The organism is Agrobacterium larrymoorei, assembly GCF_013322225.1.
GTDB lineage: Bacteria > Pseudomonadota > Alphaproteobacteria > Rhizobiales > Rhizobiaceae > Agrobacterium > Agrobacterium larrymoorei_A.
The window spans coordinates 179162-201244 of record NZ_JAAMFB010000010.1 but is presented as its reverse complement, the minus strand read 5'-3'; the positions used below and the strand labels follow the sequence as shown (position 1 = coordinate 201244).

17 protein-coding genes are annotated in these 22083 nt (G+C 56.6%); 4 read left to right on the top strand and 13 right to left on the bottom strand.

Going from position 1 to position 22083, the window contains the following annotated elements:
- Window positions 1-453 precede the first annotated feature (453 nt).
- Both G6L28_RS05795 and G6L28_RS05790 read right to left on the bottom strand, forming a co-directional pair.
- A complete protein-coding gene (locus G6L28_RS05795; RefSeq protein ID WP_174062833.1) occupies window positions 454-1821 on the bottom strand; it encodes a PleD family two-component system response regulator in 1368 nt (455 codons plus the stop codon).
- An 18-nt stretch (window positions 1822-1839) separates the two neighbouring features.
- A complete protein-coding gene (locus G6L28_RS05790; RefSeq protein ID WP_003547430.1) occupies window positions 1840-2211 on the bottom strand; it encodes a response regulator in 372 nt (123 codons plus the stop codon).
- 128 nt (window positions 2212-2339) lie between these two features.
- Between G6L28_RS05790 and G6L28_RS05785 the strand changes: the two genes are divergently transcribed.
- From G6L28_RS05785 to G6L28_RS05770, 4 genes are all read left to right on the top strand, one after another.
- Window positions 2340-2648: a DUF3572 domain-containing protein gene (locus G6L28_RS05785; RefSeq protein ID WP_174062832.1), complete on the top strand. Its 309-nt coding sequence runs from the start codon at window positions 2340-2342 to the stop codon at window positions 2646-2648.
- 83 nt (window positions 2649-2731) lie between these two features.
- Entirely contained in the window at window positions 2732-4015 is a 1284-nt protein-coding gene (locus G6L28_RS05780; protein ID WP_174062831.1) for a DNA polymerase IV, read from the top strand.
- Between the two features lie 151 nt (window positions 4016-4166).
- Window positions 4167-5390, top strand: a complete 1224-nt coding sequence (locus G6L28_RS05775; RefSeq protein ID WP_234902478.1) for a L,D-transpeptidase family protein — start codon at window positions 4167-4169, stop codon at window positions 5388-5390.
- A 73-nt stretch (window positions 5391-5463) separates the two neighbouring features.
- Window positions 5464-5754 carry a hypothetical protein gene (locus G6L28_RS05770; RefSeq protein WP_174062830.1) on the top strand — a complete coding sequence of 97 codons (291 nt, stop codon included), beginning with the start codon at window positions 5464-5466 and terminating at the stop codon, window positions 5752-5754.
- A 37-nt stretch (window positions 5755-5791) separates the two neighbouring features.
- Here the strand turns inward: G6L28_RS05770 and dnaE are convergent, their stop codons facing one another.
- The 11 genes from dnaE to nuoL all read right to left on the bottom strand — a co-directional run bounded on the left by dnaE (window position 5792) and on the right by nuoL (window position 22083).
- Window positions 5792-9286 carry a DNA polymerase III subunit alpha gene (gene dnaE / locus G6L28_RS05765; RefSeq protein WP_174062829.1) on the bottom strand — a complete coding sequence of 1165 codons (3495 nt, stop codon included), beginning with the start codon at window positions 9284-9286 and terminating at the stop codon, window positions 5792-5794.
- Between the two features lie 426 nt (window positions 9287-9712).
- Window positions 9713-10396, bottom strand: coding sequence for an ABC transporter ATP-binding protein (locus G6L28_RS05760; protein ID WP_174062828.1), 684 nt, complete (start codon window positions 10394-10396; stop codon window positions 9713-9715).
- 15 nt (window positions 10397-10411) lie between these two features.
- Window positions 10412-11719 carry a lipoprotein-releasing ABC transporter permease subunit gene (locus G6L28_RS05755; protein WP_174062827.1) on the bottom strand — a complete coding sequence of 436 codons (1308 nt, stop codon included), beginning with the start codon at window positions 11717-11719 and terminating at the stop codon, window positions 10412-10414.
- A gap of 20 nt (window positions 11720-11739) precedes the next feature.
- The gene (proS, locus tag G6L28_RS05750; protein WP_174062826.1) at window positions 11740-13062 is read right to left on the bottom strand and encodes a proline--tRNA ligase; all 1323 of its coding nucleotides are present in this window, start codon (window positions 13060-13062) and stop codon (window positions 11740-11742) included.
- 543 nt (window positions 13063-13605) lie between these two features.
- Complete coding sequence (locus tag G6L28_RS05745) at window positions 13606-13875, bottom strand: DUF1467 family protein (RefSeq protein WP_174062825.1); 270 nt, start codon at window positions 13873-13875, stop codon at window positions 13606-13608.
- A gap of 177 nt (window positions 13876-14052) precedes the next feature.
- Window positions 14053-14457, bottom strand: a complete 405-nt coding sequence (gene mce, locus G6L28_RS05740; RefSeq protein ID WP_174062824.1) for a methylmalonyl-CoA epimerase — start codon at window positions 14455-14457, stop codon at window positions 14053-14055.
- A 22-nt stretch (window positions 14458-14479) separates the two neighbouring features.
- Window positions 14480-16147 (bottom strand): ribonuclease J, encoded by a 1668-nt coding sequence (locus G6L28_RS05735; RefSeq protein WP_174062823.1) that lies wholly within the window; start codon window positions 16145-16147, stop codon window positions 14480-14482.
- A gap of 199 nt (window positions 16148-16346) precedes the next feature.
- Window positions 16347-17102, bottom strand: coding sequence for a biotin--[acetyl-CoA-carboxylase] ligase (locus G6L28_RS05730; RefSeq protein ID WP_174062907.1), 756 nt, complete (start codon window positions 17100-17102; stop codon window positions 16347-16349).
- Between the two features lie 11 nt (window positions 17103-17113).
- Window positions 17114-18556: an NADH-quinone oxidoreductase subunit NuoN gene (gene nuoN / locus G6L28_RS05725; RefSeq protein WP_174062822.1), complete on the bottom strand. Its 1443-nt coding sequence runs from the start codon at window positions 18554-18556 to the stop codon at window positions 17114-17116.
- Between the two features lie 18 nt (window positions 18557-18574).
- On the bottom strand, window positions 18575-20086 hold the full coding sequence (locus G6L28_RS05720) for an NADH-quinone oxidoreductase subunit M (protein WP_027672985.1): 1512 nt from the start codon (window positions 20084-20086) through the stop codon (window positions 18575-18577).
- Window positions 20086-22083, bottom strand: a complete 1998-nt coding sequence (nuoL, locus tag G6L28_RS05715) for an NADH-quinone oxidoreductase subunit L (protein WP_174062821.1) — start codon at window positions 22081-22083, stop codon at window positions 20086-20088. Before nuoL ends, G6L28_RS05720 begins: the two co-directional genes overlap by 1 nt.

Genomic DNA, 22083 nt, shown 5'->3' with positions numbered 1-22083 from the left:
TCATCGACCCAATGCTCGCATCGTCACTATAAAATGACTGCCAGTCATGCTGATCTTTTTATTTTCGATACGCATAGGCCTGCAAGCATACTACTATTAAGGCTGCTTCAAAAAATTGAGAGTATCGGCGTTATCCGTGATTCATTCGCAAAAGACGAAGTCTGGCCTTCGCCTTAGAGAGCTTTGTTGTCAAAGGGGAGCGTTCTGCCGGAGCAGGTTTTCGACAGGGCAAAGGCGATTGGCGAAGGGCATACCTCAAGGTACGGTCGAGCCAATCGCCTTTGATCCTGGTGGAACGATGCCCGGCCCTTCGGGTTGGTTGAAACGGAACCCTCCGATTGCTCGGACGGTTTGGCCGTATGCTATGGCTAAGGCACGCGCCGTCCGAACAACCAGATGATCCCGTCTGAACCAACAGAACTGCTTCCATTTAACAATGAAGCGCTCTAAGCGTTATGCAGCTGCTGAAACAACTCTGTTACGTCCAGCGTTTTTCGCCTCATAAAGCGCGCGATCCGCCTGTCTCAGCAACTGGTCCGGCGTTTCTATCGAACCTGCATTCGTTGCAATACCCAGAGACGCGGTGATGTTCAGCTCGCGTCCGGAGCGAAGTACGAAAGCCTTACTCTCGATAATCGAGCGAAGGCGCTCCGCTACAAGTGCAGCCATTTCCGCCGTCGTATCCGGCATGACGACGACGAACTCCTCGCCGCCGTAACGGCATGCCAGATCCGCACCGCGCACTGTGGAGCGAAGACGTGCAGCAAACTCCCTGATGACCTCATCACCCGCGTCATGACCGTACGTGTCGTTGACTTGCTTGAAGCGATCTATATCCGTTATGCAGACCGACAATGACCGCCCACGTGAGGCGGCGCGGTTGAATAATATCTTCAGGTGGTTATCGAGATAACGACGATTGTTTAATCCAGTCAGCCCATCGATGACCGCCAGCTCCATCGTGTGGTTGAGGTTCTCGCGCAGACGATCATTGCAGCGCTTGCGTTTGATCTGGGTCAGCGTGCGTGCGACCAGCTCGTTCGGATCGATGGGGCGGACGATGTAGTCATTCACGCCGAGGTCCAGCGCACGAACGACCATCGCGTCATCACCCTGCTCCGTTACCAGAAGCAGAGGGAGAAACCGCGTGCGGTCCAGCGAACGGAGTTGCGAGCATAGTCTCAGCGGATCGAAATTGTCGAAATTGGCGTTGATGATGACAAGTTCGTAGGGGTTTTCAGCAGCTTCGAACAAAGCGTTTCCGGGCTCGGCCAAAGCCACCACTTCGGCAGCAGGTTTCAAGGCCTTGATGATACGCTCCTGCGAGCTTGCACGGCCGTCCACCAGCAGGACCCTGCCTGGCTTTTCGATCTGCCCACTCTCGCCGATACCGTCATCGATCCCGATGGTTTTCGCCGTTTCCGAACGAATGCGAAGCTCGTCGCTCATGGTTTTCAGCCGCACGAGGCTCTTCACACGGGAGATCAACTGGAGGTCGTTGACCGGCTTGGTCAGAAAATCGTCAGCACCGGCTTTGAGGCCCCGCACACGGTCGGAAGGCTGGTCCAGCGCCGTCACCATTACGATTGGAATATGTGCGGTCTTGGGGTCTGCCTTCAGGCGCTCACAGACCTCAAAACCATCCATGTCCGGCATCATGATGTCGAGAAGAACGATATCGACTTGCTCGCGCGCGCAAATCTCGAGCGCCTTGCGCCCGTTTTCTGCAGAGACGACATCGAAATATTCCGCCAGCAGGCGCGCTTCCAGAAACTTCACATTGGCCGGAATATCATCAACGACCAGAATTCTAGCAGTCATCGGCTCGCCCCTGTGGCCTCATGCATCGCCAAGATAGGTTTTGATCGTCTCTATGAATTTCGGCACGGATATCGGCTTGGAAACATAGGCTTCACAACCACCCTGACGAATACGCTCCTCATCGCCCTTCATGGCAAAAGCCGTGACGGCAATGACGGGTATGACATGCAGCTCATCGTCTTCCTTCAGCCATTTGGTGACTTCCAGACCGGAAACCTCCGGCAGCTGAATATCCATGAGAATGAGGTCCGGGCGATGTTTACGGGCAAGGTCCAGCGCTTCCATACCATTGCGCGTCTGGATCGTGGTGTAGCCGGATGCCTCGATCAGATCGCGAAAGAGCTTCATGTTCAGCTCGTTGTCTTCAACTATCATGACCTGCTTGGGCATGGTGGCAGTCCTTGTTCCGCTTTGAAACCTCGCCCCAGACATATAAGTTGTCACAGAACCGATTCCATTATCCCCCATGCGGGATGCTAGGGCGATTTGGTTGAGAAATAGGTAACTTGGGTAAAGAAATGTTGCGCGATACGAAAAACGGCAAGTCGACCGTGAAAGATCCCGAGGAAACTATCGCTGCCATACTTGGCTGGCTTGCCAACGAACCGGATATGCTTGGCCGGTTTCTGGCATTGAGCGGATTGCAACCCAACATGCTGCGGCAGGCCATCACAGATCCCGGCTTCCTTGCCGGCCTGACAGACTTTTTGATGAGCCACGAACCTGATCTTATGGCCTTCTGCGAGGCAACCGACGTGCAGCCGGAAGATGTGCAGGCGGCGTGGCACAAATATTCAGGCCCGGGGCTGGATTCCGGGGTCTACTGAACTGTGGGCTCGCCTCAACCAACTGTTGAGCCGCGAGCGAATCAAGCTTATGGTCGAGAACGTTCTCTTTTTGTTTCTCGGCCATGTCAGCGATTTCGAACTACGATCCCGGTTTCTGCCGCGACTGTCTGGTTGGTCAACCGGAAGGGTTGAGGCGTTGCCGGAAATGCGGGAGCCCTCGCCTTCTCTATCATAGAGAGCTTTACGACCTCACCATCGCTCACATTGATTGTGATGCATTTTATGCCTCAGTGGAGAAACGAGACAATCCGGAACTGGCCGACAAGCCGCTCATCATAGGGGGCGGCAAGCGTGGTGTCGTTTCGACCGCCTGTTACATTGCCCGCATTCACGGTGTGCGCTCCGCCATGCCGATGTTCAAGGCTCTCGAGGCGTGTCCGAATGCCGTCGTCATCAAGCCCAATATGGAAAAATATGTCGATGTCGGACGACAGGTGCGGGCCATGATGCAGGATTTGACACCGCTTGTGCAACCGATCTCCATCGATGAAGCTTTTCTCGATCTTTCCGGAACACAACGCCTGCACCACGATCCGCCTGCCCGCGTTCTGGCGAACTTTGCGCGCCGCGTGGAAAAGGAAATTGGCATCACCGTTTCAGTGGGTTTGTCGTACTGCAAGTTTCTGGCGAAAGTCGCTTCCGACCTGCAAAAGCCACGTGGCTTTTCGGTGATCGGTGAAAAAGAAGCCATGGCTTTCCTTGCAACCCGCCCTGTCACCACGATCTGGGGCGTGGGAAAGGCCTTTGCAGCAACGCTGGAAGCCGATGGCATCCGCATGATTTCGCAATTGCAGGACATGGAAGAAACCGACCTGATGCGGAAGTACGGCTCCATGGGCCAGCGGCTTTTCCGTCTCGCACGCGGTATCGATGACCGGGAGGTACACACCAACGACCCGGCGAAAAGCGTGTCATCCGAAACGACTTTCTTCAACGACATATCGCGCTACGATGATCTGGTGCCGATCCTGCGTTCGCTCTCTGAAAAGGTAGCGTGGAGACTAAAGAAGAACGTTGTCGCCGGGCATACGGTGGTCCTGAAAATGAAGACCGCCGATTTCAAATCCCGCACTCGCAACAAAAGACTTGAAGACCCGACGCAGCTTGCAGACAGGATTTTCCGCACCGGCCTTACTCTTCTGGAAAAAGAAACGGACGGAACGAAATTTCGCCTGATCGGAATTGGCGTTACCGATCTTTGCGATCCGACGCTGGCTGATCCACCTGATCTGGTGGACAAATCCGCAGGACGACGTGCAGCAGCGGAGGCTGCGATGGACAAGCTGCGCGAAAAGTTCGGCAAAGGCACGGTCGAGACAGGTTATACCTTCGGCTCTAAAAAATGATGCGCAACACGAGGTCGTGAACGCATTTAAAACCTTCCTTAAATCCCGGCCTCTATACTGCCCAACCGAAGCCGCGTCCATTTATCGACGCTGTGGAGCCTCCCTTGCTGCGTAGCTTCGCGGCTTGTTTTGTATCGCGTTTGGAGCAGACATGATGTTGCGTGCCTTTGTAGGAGCCTGCCTCCTCTCGACCTCTGTTTTTGTGCAGGCGGCTTTTGCCAGCGACGCGCGTAGTATGCAGGTCGTCGTTTCCAAGAGCGAGCAGTCCTTATCGCTGTATGAGGGAGGCGAGTTGGTGGCAACGTCCAAAGTCTCCACGGGCAAACCCGGACACGACACTCCAAGCGGCATCTTCTCCATATTGGACAAGCGCAAGTACCACGAATCCAACATCTATTCGGCAGCGCCAATGCCCTTCATGCAGCGGCTAACATGGTCGGGCATCGCATTGCACGAGGGCCATGTCCCGAACTACCCTGCCTCACACGGCTGCATTCGCCTGCCATCGAAGTTTGCGAAGTCGCTCTACGGCACGACCTCTCGCGGCGTACATGTGATCGTTTCCGACGCAGACGTGGCGCTGCGGCGGATCGACCATCCCGCCCTTCTACAGCCGAATAACGGCGGTGGGCAGTTCCTGTCCGACATAGAATTGCGACCAGCCAATTTCGATGCCTCGCTGAAGCTCGTTGAAGTGGCAGTCAACGAAACGACGAATTCCGTGCCGACAGCTACACCGAAGAAGGACAATGCGCCCCAGCGTATCCTGATTACCCGACGCGGTGAGCGTGAGAAGATCATGGACGTCCAGCGATTACTGACACGTCTCGGCTTCGACGCTGGCGTACCGGATGGCCATGTTGGCCAGATGACGATTGGTGCCGTCAATAGCTACAAGCGCTGGAAAGACATGAAGACCACCGGCCCGCTTGTGACCGATGCTTTCCTCGACGCGCTTTACATTTCGGCGGGCGAAGATGCGCCCCCGAACGGACAGTTGATGGTGCGGCAGAATTTTAAACCGCTGTTTGAAGCTCCAATCCATTTCAAGGATCCGCATATCGCGCTCGGCACGCACTTCTTCGAAGTTATCGACATAAAAGGCGGTCGAGCGGAATGGAATGGTCTGACGCTGGAAAACCATCTCCCGGCGGCAGCCCGCAGACGGCTTGGCATAGGGGTTGCCGATGCGCCCCTTGGCGGCGACCAGTTGAGCGCCGTTCTGGACCGGATCGACATTCCGAAAGATGTGCGCGAGCGGCTGGAGGACGAGCTTTCGGTCGGAAGTTCGATCACCGTCTCCGACCTTAGCCACGGGCTTGAGACCGGTCAGGGCACGGATTTCATCACCATTACCCGTGACACGGCGCTTTGAACAAAGCGCTTGCGGAACCAGTCTGCACCCATGGCGTTTAAAGGCTCAGATTTACGCGTTGGGGAGCCTGCACATGAACATCAAGTATCTGGCAGCAGCGGTATTGGGTATGGCCTGTATTTCCGCTGCGGAAGCACCTGAAAATTACAGCCTTTACGCGGGGCCGCGTGTTACTGCCGACCCCATCATCCTTGATATTTACGACCGTGCATTGGTCAAGTGTACCGCAGAAGCCAGCACTCCGCTTCGCGGCACGACATTCACGTCATCGCTCTATTACAATGCCGCGCTTCGCTCATGCCTTTCGCGCCACGGTTTTATAGACAACGGTGCCTATGCCTATCCAACCAACCGCCTGTTCTGAAAAAGATTCAGGCTTTGTCAGCAAGCGACTGTTTTAATTAGATCAGCTCGACGTCTATGACCCCCGACGCCGAGCGGAAAGCCGCGCCAATCTCAGGCGAAATCCGATATTTGCCTGGCAGCTCCACCTCGATCTCACGCTGGCCATCGTCCTTGATCAGAACGAAATAGACCGAGCCATCGCCCTTATTGAGATGATGCGCCAGCGCTTTCATCGGACCGGAATCGCGGAGATAGACGCGCAACGCCTTCTGCATCTGAACGGACCGCTGCTCCAGCGATTCCGCTGTCTGGATGCGCAAGCCAATACCTTCCGGGCGCTCCTCCGCCTGCACGGTGATGACCAGTGATTTGCCGACCTCTAGCAGATCGCGGTACTGCCCCAACCCTTCCGAAAACAGCACGGCTTCATATTGGCCGGAAGCATCCGAAAATGTCACGATACCCATTTTGTTGCCCGTGCGGGTCTTGCGCTCCTGCTTGCCGGTGACCGTGCCAGCCAGCCGACCGTTGGTGGCTCCCTGCTTCACCGCCGCCGTAAAATCAGAAATATTCTGTACCCGAAGCTTATCGAGAACGGTGCGATAGGTATCGAGTGGATGGGCCGTGAGATAAAAACCCAACACCTGATATTCACGCAGCAGTTTTTCAGAGGCAAGCCACGGCTGGTAGGCGGGCAGCACCAGCTTTTCAGGGCCGTTTGCTCCGCCAGAACCGAACATATCGTGCTGACCACTTACGCGACGACTTTGAGCGAGCTGCGCGTAACCAATAATTCGATCAAGTCCGCCGATCAATTCGGCGCGATCCTTACCGAAACAATCAAACCCACCGGCATTGATGAGGCTTTCCAGAACGCGGCGGTTAATCTGCTTGGGGTCGATCCGCAGGCAGAAATCCTCAAGGCTGGTGAACGGCTTGTCGCCACGCACCTCGACGATATGATCCACCGCGCCTTCACCCACGCCCTTCAATGCGGCAAGGGAATAATAGATGCGGTTCTCACCTGTTTCGAAACGGCGGAATGAGGTCTGGACCGAAGGCGCCACGACTTCAATGCCGAGGCGCGCTGCATCCTGCCGGAAGTCATTGACCTTTTCCGTGTTCGCCATATCGAGCGTCATAGAGGCGGCGAGGAACTCGACCGGGTAATGCGCCTTCATATAGGCGGTCTGGTAGGAAACGATCGCGTAGGCGGCAGCGTGGGATTTGTTGAAGCCGTAATTTGCAAACTTGGCCAACAAATCGAAAATCATGTCCGATTGCGCCTTGGACACGCCGTTTTTCATTGCGCCATCCACGAAGCGCTCGCGCTGCTTGTCCATCTCCTCCTTGATCTTCTTGCCCATGGCGCGGCGCAGGAGATCGGCTTCGCCGAGCGAATAGCCCGACAAGACCTGGGCGATCTGCATCACCTGTTCCTGATAGACGATAACGCCCTGCGTTTCCTTCAGAAGATAGTCGATGGTCGGATGAATGGATTCGATCTCTTCGTCGCCATGCTTGCGGGCGTTATAGACCGGAATGTTTTCCATCGGGCCAGGACGATAAAGCGCAACAAGCGCAATAATATCCTCGATACAGTCAGGTCGCATGCCGATCAGCGCCTTGCGCATACCCGCACTTTCCACCTGAAACACGCCGATCGTTTCGCCGCGCGACAGCATCTCGTAGGTCTTCGGATCATCAAGCGGAATCGCTGCCAGATCGACATGAATGTTTCGCTTGCCGACGAAATCCACCGCGACCTTTAGGACCGTCAGTGTTTTCAGCCCAAGGAAGTCGAACTTTACGAGACCAGCGCTTTCCACCCATTTCATATTGAACTGGGTGACGGGCATATCCGAGCGGGGATCGCGGTACATCGGGACCAGCTTGGACAGCGGTCGGTCACCGATGACGATACCGGCGGCGTGCGTGGAAGCGTGACGGTAAAGACCTTCGATCTTCTGCGCGATATCAAGCAGTCGGGCGACGACCGGCTCCTTGTCTGCCTCCTCCTGCAAGCGTGGCTCTTCCTCGATGGCCTTGGAAAGGGGCGTCGGATTGGCCGGGTTGTTCGGCACCAGCTTACAGATCTTGTCGACCTGCCCGTAGGGCATTTCCAGCACGCGTCCAACGTCACGCAATGCAGCGCGCGCCTGTAGCGAACCGAAGGTGATGATCTGCGCAACCTGCTCACGCCCGTATTTGCGCTGGACGTAACGGATCACCTCTTCGCGGCGGTCCTGGCAGAAGTCGATATCGAAGTCGGGCATCGAAACGCGTTCCGGGTTGAGGAAGCGTTCGAACAGAAGCGAAAACCTAAGCGGGTCGACGTCGGTGATCGTCAGCGCATAGGCAACCAGTGAGCCAGCGCCCGATCCGCGGCCCGGCCCAACGGGAATATCCTGGTTTTTGGCCCATTTGATGAAGTCGGCAACGATCAGGAAGTAGCCCGGAAACCTCATGCGTTCGATGACGCTGAGCTCGAAATCCAGTCGCTCGCGATATTCCTGTTCGGTATAGCCTGCCGCCATGCCGAGTGCTGCAAGACGCTGATCGAGACCTTCCACCGCCTGACGGCGAAGCTCCAGCGACTCGGCACGCTCCGCCTCCTCCGGATCATCACTCGCGCCGGTAAAGCGTGGCAGGATGGGTCCGCGCTTTTTCAACACATATGAGCATCGCTGGGCAATCTCGACGGTATTCTCGATGGCTTCGGGAATATCCTTGAAGAGTTCAGTCATTTCCTCCCGGCTCTTCAGATAATGGTCCGGTGTCAGGCGGAAACGGCTGTCGTCGGAAACGATGGCGTTGTGCGCAACCGCCATCAGCGCGTCATGCGCTTCGTAATCCGACTTGGAAGGGAAGAAAGCCTCATTGGTGGCGACGAGTGGAACGTCGTGTTCATAGGCAAGACCGATCATGCGGCGCTCATGGCCGCGATCATAATTACCCTGTCGTTGAAGTTCGATATAAAGCCGGTCGCCAAACAGCTCCTTGAGTGTCAGAAGGCGGCTTGTCGCAAGCGCCAAATGTCCTTCCTTCAGAGCCATATCAACAGGCCCGCCGGAAGCACCTGTCAGCGCGATGAGACCCGCATTGCTGCCCTCTTCCAGCCATTCCTTGGGAAGATTGACAGCGTGACCGCTTCCCTCGCCATCCAGATAGGCACGACTGATGAGGTCCACGAGACGCTCATACCCCCTGGCATCCGCCGCCAGCAAAACGATGGCCGGCAACTTGGCAAGACTATTGTTCCCGCGCTTATCGTCGGCGGCGTCCTGCATATCGATGGACACCTGGCAGCCGATGATCGGCTGCAGCCCCTCATCTCGCGCCTTTTCGGAAAACTCCAGCGCGACGAACAGATTGTTGGTATCGGTGATAGCAATGGCAGGCTGCTGATCGCTGACAGCCTTCGCCATGATCTTTTTCAGGGGCAGAGCGCCCTCGAGCAGTGAATAAGCAGAATGGACTCGAAGGTGAACAAAACCGGGCGTCTTCAGGATCATACCCGTTGCTTCATCACCCAGCGCATTATCGCTCATTTCACCGCAATCCCGTCATTCTGAATCGGGCTGATTTTGAGGCTTCCTGAGGCTAAAGTCTACCGGCAATGGCGCAGTTTGCACCGGTATCGCCATATGTGACGATAGGAAACAATTACATGGAAGTTAGAATTACCGAGAAGCTGGCAACGAAGACTGCGATGGAAGCGAAGGCGGCAACGTCACGGATAATGTCGGTCATTTGTCTCTCCTTACTCGTTATGTTCTAATTTTGTTCTCATTTTGTTTTGGTGTCAATAGGTTTTTTTAGATGCTGCTATTGCAACGCGAGGAGAATCGGGAAGGTTCCGTGAGCTGGCATAGGTCAAACCATTGAGTCCAAAGAAAAACCCCGCACGGTTGTTACCGTACGGGGTCTCGCATGATAGATGCCTAGGGTCTTGCAGCCAGACCTAAGCGCAGTTTTTAGAACTCTACGATCCTGCCTTCGTTCAGCGTTACGCGGCGATCCATTCGCGCTGCCAGTTCGTGGTTATGTGTAGCGATCAGCGCCGCCAGCCCGGATTGGCGCACAAGGGCCTCCAACGCATCAAAAACGTAAGATGCGGTTTCCGGGTCAAGGTTGCCCGTCGGCTCGTCTGCCAGAAGCAATAGGGGCGCGTTTGCAACGGCTCTTGCGATTGCAACACGCTGCTGCTCTCCACCGGAAAGCTCAGCCGGACGGTGGTCGCCGCGATGGCCTATCCGCATGTAATCCAGCAACGCCTTGGCGCGCTCCCGCGCTTCTTTCTGGGATAAGCCGGAAATCAGCTGCGGCATCATAATGTTCTCGAGTGCGGTGAATTCCGGCAGGAGATGGTGGAACTGGTAGACGAAGCCGATATCGCTACCCCGGATGGCCGTGCGCTCCTCATCAGACAGCGTGCCGCAAGCCTTGCCGTTGATGAAGACCTCGCCCGCATCGGGATGTTCAAGCAGACCGGCAAGATGCAACAACGTAGACTTACCGGTGCCGGAAGGCGCCACAAGCGCGACGATTTCGCCGCTCTTCAGTTCAAATTCAGCATTTTTGAGAATGGACAGACTTGTTTCGCCCTGCCCGTAGGTTCGTTCCACGCCGGAAATCTTGAGCGCTGTTTTCTTTGCCATGGTGTGAAGCGATCCTTATTCGTAACGCAGGGCTTGGACAGGATCGAGCTTGGAAGCCCGCCACGCCGGAAAGATCGTTGCCAGGAAAGACAAGGTCAGCGCCATGATGATAACGGTGATCGTCTCGCTCAGAGACATTTCCGCCGGAAGCTGGCTGAGGAAATAGAGCTGCGGATCAAACAGAACCGTGCCGGAAACCCAGGAGAAGAACTGCCGGATGGACTCGACATTGAGACAGACGATGACCCCAAGCGCGACGCCCGCAAAGGTGCCGACGATGCCGATGGCGGCCCCCGTCATGAAGAAGATACGCATGATCGAACCGGAGCTTGCGCCCATGGTACGCAGAATAGCGATGTCGCTGCCCTTGTCCTTCACCAGCATGATGAGGCCGGAAATGATGTTGAGAGCGGCCACAAGCACGATCAGCGTCAGGATCATGAACATGACGTTGCGCTCCACCTGAAGCGCGGAAAAGAACGTCTGGTTCCTCTGTCGCCAGTCGGTGATATAAACCTGCCGTCCGGCAGCCGATTCCACCAACGGCCTGATGCCGTCCACATTATCGGGGTGACTGACGAAGAGCTCGATGGACTGGACGATGCCTTCAGAATTGAAATAGAGCTGCGCTTCGGAAAGCGGCATGTAGATCATCGATGCGTCATATTCCGACATACCGATCTCAAAGAGGCCGGAAATTGTGTAGGATTTGACGCGAGGATTGACGCCCATCGGCGTCACGTCACCCTCCGGCGAGATCAGGGTAATCTGGTCACCCGCACTCAGGCCCATCGAAGCGGCAAGGCGCGTACCGACCAGAACGCCCTGCCCCGACATGAAGCCAACGAGATCGCCGGACTTGATATTGCCTGAAATTTCCTTGATCTTCTCAACATCTTCGGGACGAACGCCACGCACCAAAGCACCGCTGCCAGCACCGGCGCGGCCTGAAGCGAGCGTCTGCCCTTCGACCAGCGGCAATGCCATGGTGACGCCGGGAACGCCTGCGAACTTCTTGGCAAGATCGTCGTAATTGTTGAAGGGCTGATCAATGGGCTGAACGATCATATGACCGTTGATGCCGAGGATGCGGGAAATCAGCTCCGTCCGAAAACCGTTCATAACAGCCATGACGATGATAAGCGTCGCAACGCCCAGCATGATGCCGACGAACGAGAATCCTGCGATAACGGAAATGAACGCTTCCTTGCGGCGCGAGCGCAGGTAGCGCCAGGCTACCATGCGCTCGAAAGCCGAAAACGGCCGTGCCGCCCCATCCTTTCCGGATGCAACCGCACCGCTATCAGCTTCGGCTTTTGCCATATCTACTCCTTGTCGGCCTTTCAGCCGAGAACCCTGTTCATTGCAGCCTCGACCGTCACGCTCTCGCGAGCGCCGGTCTTACGATCCTTGATCTCGACTTCGCCGCTTGCAATACCGCGCGGACCAACGATGATCTGCAACGGAACACCGATCAGATCAGCGGTCGCAAACTTCTGGCCAGCACGGTCATCCGTGTCGTCGTAAAGAACATCCTTGCCCGCGTTGGAGAGCGAGTAATACAGCTTTTCACAAGCCGCGTCGCAGGCAGCATCGCCAGCCTTCATGTTGATGATGACGACGTCGAATGGAGCAACCGACGCGGGCCAGATGATTCCGTTTTCATCATGCGATGCTTCAATGATGGCGGGAACAAGGCGGGTCGGCCCGATACCATAGGATCCCATGTGGACAAGATGTTCCTTGCCGTCCGGTCCCTGGACCTTAGCACCCATCGGCTCGGAATACTTCGTGCCGAAATAGAAAATGTGACCGACCTCGATGCCGCGTGCGGACAGGCGCTCACCTTCCGGTATGGCATCGAAAGCAGCTTCATCATGCATTTCCGAGGTCGCCGCGTAATCGGAGGTCCAATCGTTGAAGATGTTCTGCAGGCCGTCGACGTCATCGAAGTTCGTGTCGTCGCCGGGAATGCCGCGATCGAGAAAGCTCTTGTGGCAGAAAACTTCAGATTCACCGGTATCGGCCAGAATAATGAATTCGTGGCTGTGATTGCCGCCGATCGGGCCAGTGTCGGCGCGCATCGGAATGGCGCGCAGGCCCAGGCGCGAGAAAGTACGCAGATATGCTGCAAACATCTTGTTGTAGGAATGGATCGCGGCTTCCTTCGTCAGGTCGAAAGAATAAGCGTCCTTCATCAGGAATTCTCGCGAACGCATCGTGCCGAAACGCGGACGCACCTCGTCGCGGAACTTCAGCTGAATGTGGTAGAGGTTCAGCGGCAGGTTCTTGTAAGACTTCACATAGGAACGGAAGATATCGGTGATCATTTCTTCGTTCGTAGGACCATACAGCATCTGGCGGTCCTGCCGGTCCTTGATGCGTAGCATTTCCTTGCCGTAGTCGTCATAACGACCGCTTTCCTGCCACAGCTCTGCCGATTGAAGTGTCGGCATCAGAAGCTCGATTGCGCCGGAGCGATCCTGTTCCTCCCGGATGATCCTGTTCACCTTGTCCATAACGCGCTTGCCCAGCGGCAGCCAGGAATAGATGCCCTGGCTTTGCTGGCGAACCATGCCGGCGCGAAGCATCAGACGGTGAGAAACGATTTCCGCTTCCTTGGGATTTTCCTTGAGGATGGGCAGGAAGTAACGGCTAAGACGCATGAGTTTTTCCATGACTAAGGCGACACTCCATAACCTCGTGGGAATCGCCAGAACTAAGGGACATTTGCGCCGTACATAGCGGTTTCCGCAGGAGAAAGAAACCCGCCCCTAAACCCTACCAAACTGTCGATTCACGGCTATTTGAAAACAGGAGTTTCACTGCTGAACGGTTTCAGGAGGAATAATTTTGCCTATTGGGTGCGACATAATGCTTCATGGGAAATTTTTTCCCGACTGTAACAAAAATGCAAAAAACCGGATGACAAGGTTGAATCTTTGGTCTAGCTTTAGCTTACAAAAGAGGCAGGAAGTTTAAATTCTTGTCGTTTTCGCGGTCAGTCTTGGGAGGATTAGATCTTAGGCGCGCTCGTTCGCTGCCCCGGCAACGGAAACAGATCACGCGAAACTAAAAAACAAGGCTGAAATGCCTTGTTTTTTTTTGCTTTTCAGCAGGCAGTCATAAAATCAAAGCGAAATTGGCCAAAACCGTGTCTGTCAACACGCAGCTATCTGGACACGTTCGATGACACGCGTATGACAGGCTCAATCGTAGACGGGGATGATACGGGGCAAATCGTCCATGCTGACGCCGAAATACCATGTTGTAGCGTACCATGTTCCGCAGATCAGAAGTGAAATCGCCGTCGTCATCATGACGACTTTCGCGCCCCTGAAGCGAACGGGAGCGCTGGCTTCGGTCCCCAGCTCCACCTCTCCTGCCTCGAGCTGCGTGCGCATGCCAATTGGCAACACCACAAAGAGGACCGTCCACCAAACGATGAAAAAAATGGCAAATATCGAAAGCCACTGCATTTCGTAATCTCTCCCCTTCGCACCATTTTCGCATTTCCTTGAAACGGAAAAACGCTCCACTTTTCGAAACTGCCCATCGAGCTTTACAAAAATCGATTTTGATTTTCGCGCCGATGCGGTGACTTTCCTGCTCTCTCTTCTACGGTATGCAGCATAACGCCGGAAGTCACCCAGTGATCAAATCTGTTCCAGTTCGATCAGCACTCCATGAAAATCCTTGGGGTGCAGAAATAGAACGGGCTTTCCGTGGGCCCCGATCATGGGTTTGCCACTGCCAAGAACACGTGCGCCCGTGGCTAACAGGCGAGCGGCCGCGGCCTCGATATCGTCGACCTCATAACAGATGTGGTGCATGCCGCCGGAAGGATTCTTTTCCAGAAAAGCGGCAATAGGCGAGCCTTCGCCCAGCGGCTCCAGCAGTTCAACCTTGCTGTTTGGCAACTCCACGAACACCACCGTTACCCCATGCTCTGGTAGTGCCCGAGGCTGAGAAACGACTGCGCCCAATGTATCTTGGTAGGTGGCCGTTGCCGAGACCAGATTGGGCACGGCAATGGCTATGTGATTTACGCGTCCGAGCATGATCTCCTCCCAGAGATGATAATCAAACCTTGGTCACGAACACCGTCACGATAGGCTTTTTGCCCCATGCCTGATTTGCCGCGGCGCGAACAGCGCGGCGGATGGACTCCTTGACCACACCCAAATCCTTGCGGCGCGCGCGCGGAATGCTTTCGACCGCGCCGAGAACGGCGTCGTAAAGCGTGTCTTCCATGTCCTCGCCTTCATCATCGAACTCTGGCAGACCGAAAGGCACGACATCGGGATCGCCGACGAAATCATAGCGGCTGTCCAGAACGACGTTGACTGAGACGTGACCGGCGAAGGACAGCTTGCGGCGGTCGCCAATGCCCATTTCTTCGAAATCGCCGACCAGACGGCCGTCCTTGAACACGCGGCCATGCGGTGCATCATCGATGACTTCTGCAGGACCGGGCGCGAGGCGCAGGATGTTGCCGTTGCGAACCTTCGGCACCTGTTTGATGCCAGCCTGTTCCGCAAGCTCCTTCTGCGCCACCAGATGCGCCGCTTCGCCATGAACCGGAACAACGATCTGCGGCTTGGTCCACTCATACATTCTGAGCAGCTCGTTGCGGCGCGGATGGCCGGAAACGTGAACGAGAGCCTCATTATCCGTGATGATGTGGATACCCTGCTCGATCAGGCCGTTCTTGATATCGAGAATGGCCTTTTCGTTGCCGGGAATGGCGCGCGAGGAGAAGACGACCGTATCACCCTTCGCCAGCGCGACATTGCGCATTTCATCCCGCGAGAGCTTCGCTAGCGCCGCACGCGGCTCCCCTTGCGAGCCGGTGAGGATGACCACGACCTTGTCGCGCGGAATATAGCCGTATTCATCTTCGGCCAGAAACGGCTTGATGCCTTCCATGATGCCGAGATCATGCGACACGTTGACGACGCGTTTGAGCGAAGAGCCGAGCAGCAGGACTTCACGACCGGCACGATCCGCCGCCTGCGCGATGGAGCGAATACGGCCCACATTGGAGGAGAAGGTGGTGATCGCCACGCGTCCCTCTGCATTTTCGATGATCTGGCGAAGGCCTTCGGACACCTGTTCTTCCGAAGGCGAAACGCCATCGCGCAAGGCATTGGTGCTGTCGCAAAGCAGCGCCAGAACGCCCTCTTCGCCAATGGCGCGGAAGCGTGCCTCATCGGTAATGGGACCGAGCGATGGCGCATCATCGATCTTCCAGTCGCCGGTATGAACGACGTTGCCGAGCGGCGTGCGGATGACCAGCGACATGGGCTCCGGAATGGAGTGGTTGACGCCGACGGCCTCGATTTCGAACGGGCCGACATTGATACGGTCGCCCGCCTTGAACGGCGTGATCGGGATTTCGGCGCGCGTGCCTTCATAATCGCGCTTGGCTTCCAGCATGCCTGCAGTGAAACCGGAGGCATAGACCGGCACGTTAAGGCCCGGCCACAGATCGTTTAGTGCACCGTAATGGTCCTCATGGGCGTGGGTGATGATGATTCCCTTGAGGTTCTGCCGCTGCTCTTCGATGAAGCGGATATCGGGCAGCACGAGATCGACGCCCGGCAGATCGAGCCCGGCGAAGGTGACGCCGCAATCCACCATGATCCACTGGCGATTGGCCTTGGGGCCATAACCGTAAAGCGCCAAATTCATACCGATTTCGCCAACGCCGCCAAGCGGCAGGAAAACCAGTTCGTCTTGTTGAGACATGTCATAATCCAATCTGCGGAAGCCCGATGGCTCAAGCCCTTTCGGCCAGCCATCGCTTTTCACCTAAACACGTCGGACTTATCGAAACATCGCGATGCCGGGCCGACGCGGACCGCATTGACGCCCTGCTTTTACGAGCAGCAGGGATGCTCCAAACTCACAGGCGAAAGGCCGCGCAACCCCGTTGCGCGAAGACCCTTCAGCCGAAGAAAACGTCGCCAGCGGCGATGGCACGTCTTGGGCCATCATCCTCATCCAGCAACAGGAAACCATGATCATCGATCCCCGCAAAGCGTCCGCCGATTGAGCGATCAGGGAAATTGACGGTGATATGTTCGCCGATCCCGCAGGCCGCCGCGCGCCAGTCGCGCATGACCTCCGCCACGCCCCTGCCTTCGTTCCAGACGGAGAGAACCTCCGCCGTTTCGCGATAGAGATGGGCGAACAGCTCATCCGGCGAGCAAGACGCGCCATGCTCGGACAGCATGGTGACGGGATAGAGCGGGTTTTCAGGTTTGTGCGCGATATTGATGCCGATGCCGATGACGATGGCGCGGCGACCATCGCCAAGCATCTCCGCTTCCATCAGAATACCGCAGGTCTTCATCCGGCCAATCAGAATATCGTTGGGCCACTTGATCTCGAGCGATGCACCGCCGAATGGCAGCACCGCACCGACAGCCCGGTAAACCGCCAGAGCAAACGCAAGCGGCAGGGAGCCGATGCGCTCCACCGGGGCCGGGTCGATCAAAAGCAGGGATGCGTAAAGATTGCCGGGTTCTGAAACCCATGACCTGCCGCGGCGGCCCTTGCCGCCGGTCTGGCGGGTTGCGGTAACCCAGAGATTGCCGCCATCACCCGCGCGTGCACGGGCAAAACATTCCAGATTGGTGGAGGCTGTCTCCCCCAGAGCTTCGTGCCGGAAGTCGTCAAGCGACACCCGGCCCGTTTTCATAACGCTATCGATCAAAAGAAGGTCTTCGCAGCGGCAGTCACCGCGTTGCCCAGCATGCCGCCGAAGAAGATGAAGGCAATGACGAAGAGACCGGACAGAGCGTAGACGATACGCAGTTCGCCCGCCGCCTTTTCAAAGCCGCCCTTGGCTTCATCGAACCACATGACCTTGACGATGCGCAGGTAGTAGTAGGCACCGATAACGGATGCGATTACACCGATAACGGCCAACGCATAAATCTTCGCTTCGATGGCTGCGAGGAAGACATAGTACTTGCCGAAGAAGCCTGCGAGTGGCGGAATGCCTGCCAGCGAGAACATCAGCGCCGTCAGAACGAGCGCCATGAACGGATTGCTGGAAGCGATGCCGGAGAGATCATCGACATTTTCGACATTGCCGACATCCTTGCGGCGCATTGCGAGAATGCAGGCGAAGGTGCCGAGCGTCATGCCCATGTAGACTGCCATGTAGATCAGAACGCCAGCGACTCCAGCTTCCGAACCGGCGGCAAGACCGACCAGCGCGTAACCCATGTGACCGATGGAGGAATAAGCCATCAGGCGCTTGATGTTCTTCTGGCCAATGGCAGCAAAGGAGCCAAGCAGCATGGAGGCGATCGATACGAAGACGACGATCTGCTGCCAGTCGGTGAAGACAGGCTGGAAGGCATCGACCACGATGCGAACGAAGATGGCCATGGCGCCGATCTTCGGAGCCGCTGCGAGGAAGGCCGTAACCGGGGTCGGTGCGCCTTCGTACACATCCGGCGTCCACATGTGGAACGGAACGGCGGAAATCTTAAATGCCAGACCAGCCAGCACGAAGACCAGACCGAAGACCAGACCGAGCGAGCGGGTTTCAGCCGAAAGCACGGCTGCGATTTCCTGAAAACCCGTATTGCCGGTGAAGCCATAAACCAGCGACATACCGTAGAGCAGCATACCGGAGGAGAGCGCACCGAGAACGAAGTACTTCAGACCGGCTTCGGTCGAACGCAGGCTTTCGCGGTTGATGGCGCAGATGACGTAGAGCGCCAGCGACTGGAGTTCCAGCGCCATATAGAGCGAGATCAGGTTGTTGGCGGAGATCATCAGCAGGATGCCGAGGGTCGCCAGAACCAGAAGCACCGGATATTCGAAACGGCCAATCGGCTCGACGCGGCTGTGGCCGACCGACAGGATCATGGCGACGATGGAGCCGATCAGCGCCAGTATCTTCATGAAGTTACCGAAGGCATCGGCGACGTAAACGCCGCCGAAGGCTAGTCCGCTTGCAGGAGCGAAGATGATCCACAGGCCGACGACGACCAGAAGAGCGACGGAAAGGCCCGTCACCGTGTTGGTCGACTTGTCGCCGGAGAAGACGCCAATCATGAGCAGTGCCAGCGCACCGACCGCAAGGATCAGTTCGGGCGTCGCGATGCGCAGACTGGCAAGAAGAATTTCAGCGGTCATGTCCAACGGGTCCTGTCGTCAGTTCAGAGTAAGCGCAACATTCTGCGCTGCCTGCAATGCGGCGGTATAATTATTGATCAGAAGGTCGACAGATGCGGCCGTCGCATCGAAGACCGGTGCCGGGTAGACGCCGAAGAAGATCGTCAGCACCACCAGCGGATAAAGGATGACCTTTTCGCGGGTGTTGAGGTCCAGCAGGCCTTTCAGGCTTTCCTTTTCCAGCGCACCGAAAATAACGCGGCGATAGAGCCACAGCGCGTAGGAAGCAGAGAGGATGACGCCCGTTGCCGCAAACAGCGCAACCCAGGTGTTGGCGCGGAAGACACCGACGATCGTCAGGAATTCACCGACGAAACCGGATGTGCCGGGCAGACCGACATTCGCCATGGTGAAGACCATGAAGGCGACGGCATATTTCGGCATGTTGTTGACGAGACCGCCATAGGCCGAAATCTCGCGGGTATGAAGACGATCATAGATGACGCCGACGCAAAGGAAGAGCGCGCCGGAGACGATGCCGTGCGACAGCATCTGGAAGATCGCACCCTGCACGCCCTGAACGTTGGCGGCGAAGATACCCATAGTAACGTAGCCCATGTGAGCGACGGAGGAATAGGCGATCAGCTTCTTGATGTCGTCCTGCATCATGGCCACCAGCGAGGTGTAGATGATGGCGAGAACCGACAGCGTGAAGACGAAGGGCGCAAAATGCTCCGACGCCAGCGGGAACATGGAGAGCGAAAAACGGATGAAACCGTAACCGCCAAGCTTCAGCATGACGCCAGCCAGAATGACCGAGCCTGCGGTCGGCGCCTGAACGTGGGCATCCGGCAACCATGTGTGAACCGGCCACATCGGCATCTTGACGGCGAAGGCCGCAAAGCAGGCGAGCCAGAGCCATGTCTGCATGCCAGCCGGGAAGCCGTGCTTCAGCAGTTCCGTCATATCCGTCGTGCCAGCCTGCCAGTACATCGCCATGATGGCGAGCATGGTCAGAACCGAACCGAGCAGCGTGTAGAGAAAGAACTTGTAGGATGCATAAACGCGATCCTTGCCGCCCCACACGCCGATGATGATGAACATCGGGATCAGCGTCGCTTCGAAGAAAACGTAGAAGAGAACCGTATCCAGCGCCACAAAGACGCCGATCATGACGACTTCCAAGAGAAGGAAGGCAATCATGTATTCCTTCAGGCGCTTCTCGATGGAATCCCAGCTTGCGAGAACGCAAAACGGCATGAGGAACGTCGTCAGGATGACGAAGAGCATGGAGATGCCATCGACGCCGAGATGGTAGGCAGCAATGTTGCCGAACCAGTTATGCTTCTCGACCATCTGGAAGCCCGGGTTCGAATTATCGAAACCGATCCAGATGAACAGCGAGACGATGAAGGTGAATACCGTCGTCAGCAGCGAGACATTGAGAATGTTGCGGCGTCCATAGGGACCGCTCTCATTCGTCAGAAGCAGGAGCACCACGCCGACGAGCGGCAGGAAGGTGACCGTTGAAAGAATGGGCCAATCGGTCATCAGAGGGCACTCCCGAGCATCATCCAGGTGACAAGTGCTGCGATGCCGATCAGCATCGCGAAAGCATAATGATAAAGGTAACCGGATTGCAGGCGGACCACGCGGTTGGTCACGTCAACCACGCGCGCTGCAATGCCGTTGGGTCCATAGGCGTCGATGACAGCCACGTCGCCCTTCTTCCACAGGAAGCGGCCAAGCGCCTTTGCGGAACGAACGAAGAGGAAGTCGTAGAGTTCGTCGAAGTACCACTTGTTCAACAGGAACTGGTAGAGGCCACGATGGGTCTGCGCCAACCGCTTCGGCGTTTCCGGCGACTTGATGTAGAAGAACCAGGCGGTGACGAAACCGAGAGCCATGGCGACGAACGGGCTCCACTTGACCCACAGGGGCACGTGGTGGAACTCTTCGAGGATTTCGTTGGATGGAAGCGTAAAGAGCGCGCCCTTCCAGAATTCCGCATATTCATGGCCGAAGAAGTAGCCTTCGAAAACGACACCAGCGAAGATCGCACCGACCGTCAGCACGAAAAGCGGGATCAGCATGACCATCGGAGATTCATGGACGTGGTGCATGACATCTGCGGAAGCGCGTGGCTTGCCGAAGAAGGTCATGAAGGCCAGACGCCAGGAATAGAAGCTGGTGAAGAGCGCGGCAACCACGAGAAGGACGAAGGCGAAACCGGCGACTGCATTATGCGAGGCGTAAGCGGATTCGATGATCACGTCCTTGGAGAAGAAGCCGGCAAAGCCGATCATCGTGCCAGGGATACCAACGCCCGTCAGCGCCAGCGTACCAACCGTCATCGTCCAGAAGGTGATGGGGATGTGCTTGCGCAGGCCGCCCATGTAACGCATGTCCTGCTCACCATCCACGGCGTGGATGACCGAACCGGCGCACAAGAACAGCAGAGCCTTGAAGAAGGCGTGCGTGAAGAGGTGGAATACCGCAGCACCGTAAGCGCCTGCACCCAGAGCCACGAACATGTAGCCGAGCTGCGAACAGGTGGAGTAGGCGATAACGCGCTTGATATCGTTCTGCACGAGGCCGACCGTTGCCGCGAAGAAGGCGGTGATCGCGCCGATGAGCATGACGAAGGTCAAGGCATCCTGCGACAGTTCGAAAATCGGCGACATGCGGGCAACGAGGAAGACGCCAGCCGTGACCATGGTTGCTGCGTGAATGAGAGCCGACACGGGTGTCGGGCCTTCCATCGCGTCCGGCAGCCATGTGTGCAGCAGGAACTGCGCCGACTTACCCATGGAGCCCATGAACAGCAGCAGGCAGACGCCGGTGATGGCATGGGCCTTGTCCAGCTGCATGCCGAACAGGTTGATGAAGACATCAGCGGATGCCGAGCCATCGGCAGGCAGGTAGGTGCCAGCGGCTGCGAAGATCGTTTCGAAATTGATCGAACCGAACAGCACGAAGAGGCCGGAAATGCCGAGGATGAAGCCGAAGTCACCGACGCGGTTGACGATGAAGGCCTTCATGGCGGCAGCCGAAGCGGATGGCTTCTTGAACCAGAAGCCGATCAGCAGATAGGAGGCCAGACCAACGCCTTCCCAGCCGAAGAACATCTGCAGCAGGTTGTCGGAGGTGACCAGCATGAGCATGGCGAAGGTGAAGAGCGAGAGATAGGCGAAGAAGCGCGGACGATGTGGATCGTGATGCATGTAGCCGATGGAATACAGGTGTACTAGGCACGACACCGTGTTGACCACGACGAACATGACAGCTGTCAGCGTGTCGATGCGGAATGCCCATTCGACGTCGATGCCGCCGGACTGAATCCAGCGCAGCACGGTCACCTTGATGACTTCGCCCGCTTCATGGGTGAAGAGCGCAACGTCGAAGAAGACGATCCAGGACAGGATCGCGACGACGATCATCAGACCGGTGGTGACATATTCCGAGGCCTTGGCGCCGATCGAGCGGCCGAAAAGGCCAGCGATCAGGAAGCCGATCAGCGGAAGAAAGACGATAGCTTTATAGATCAT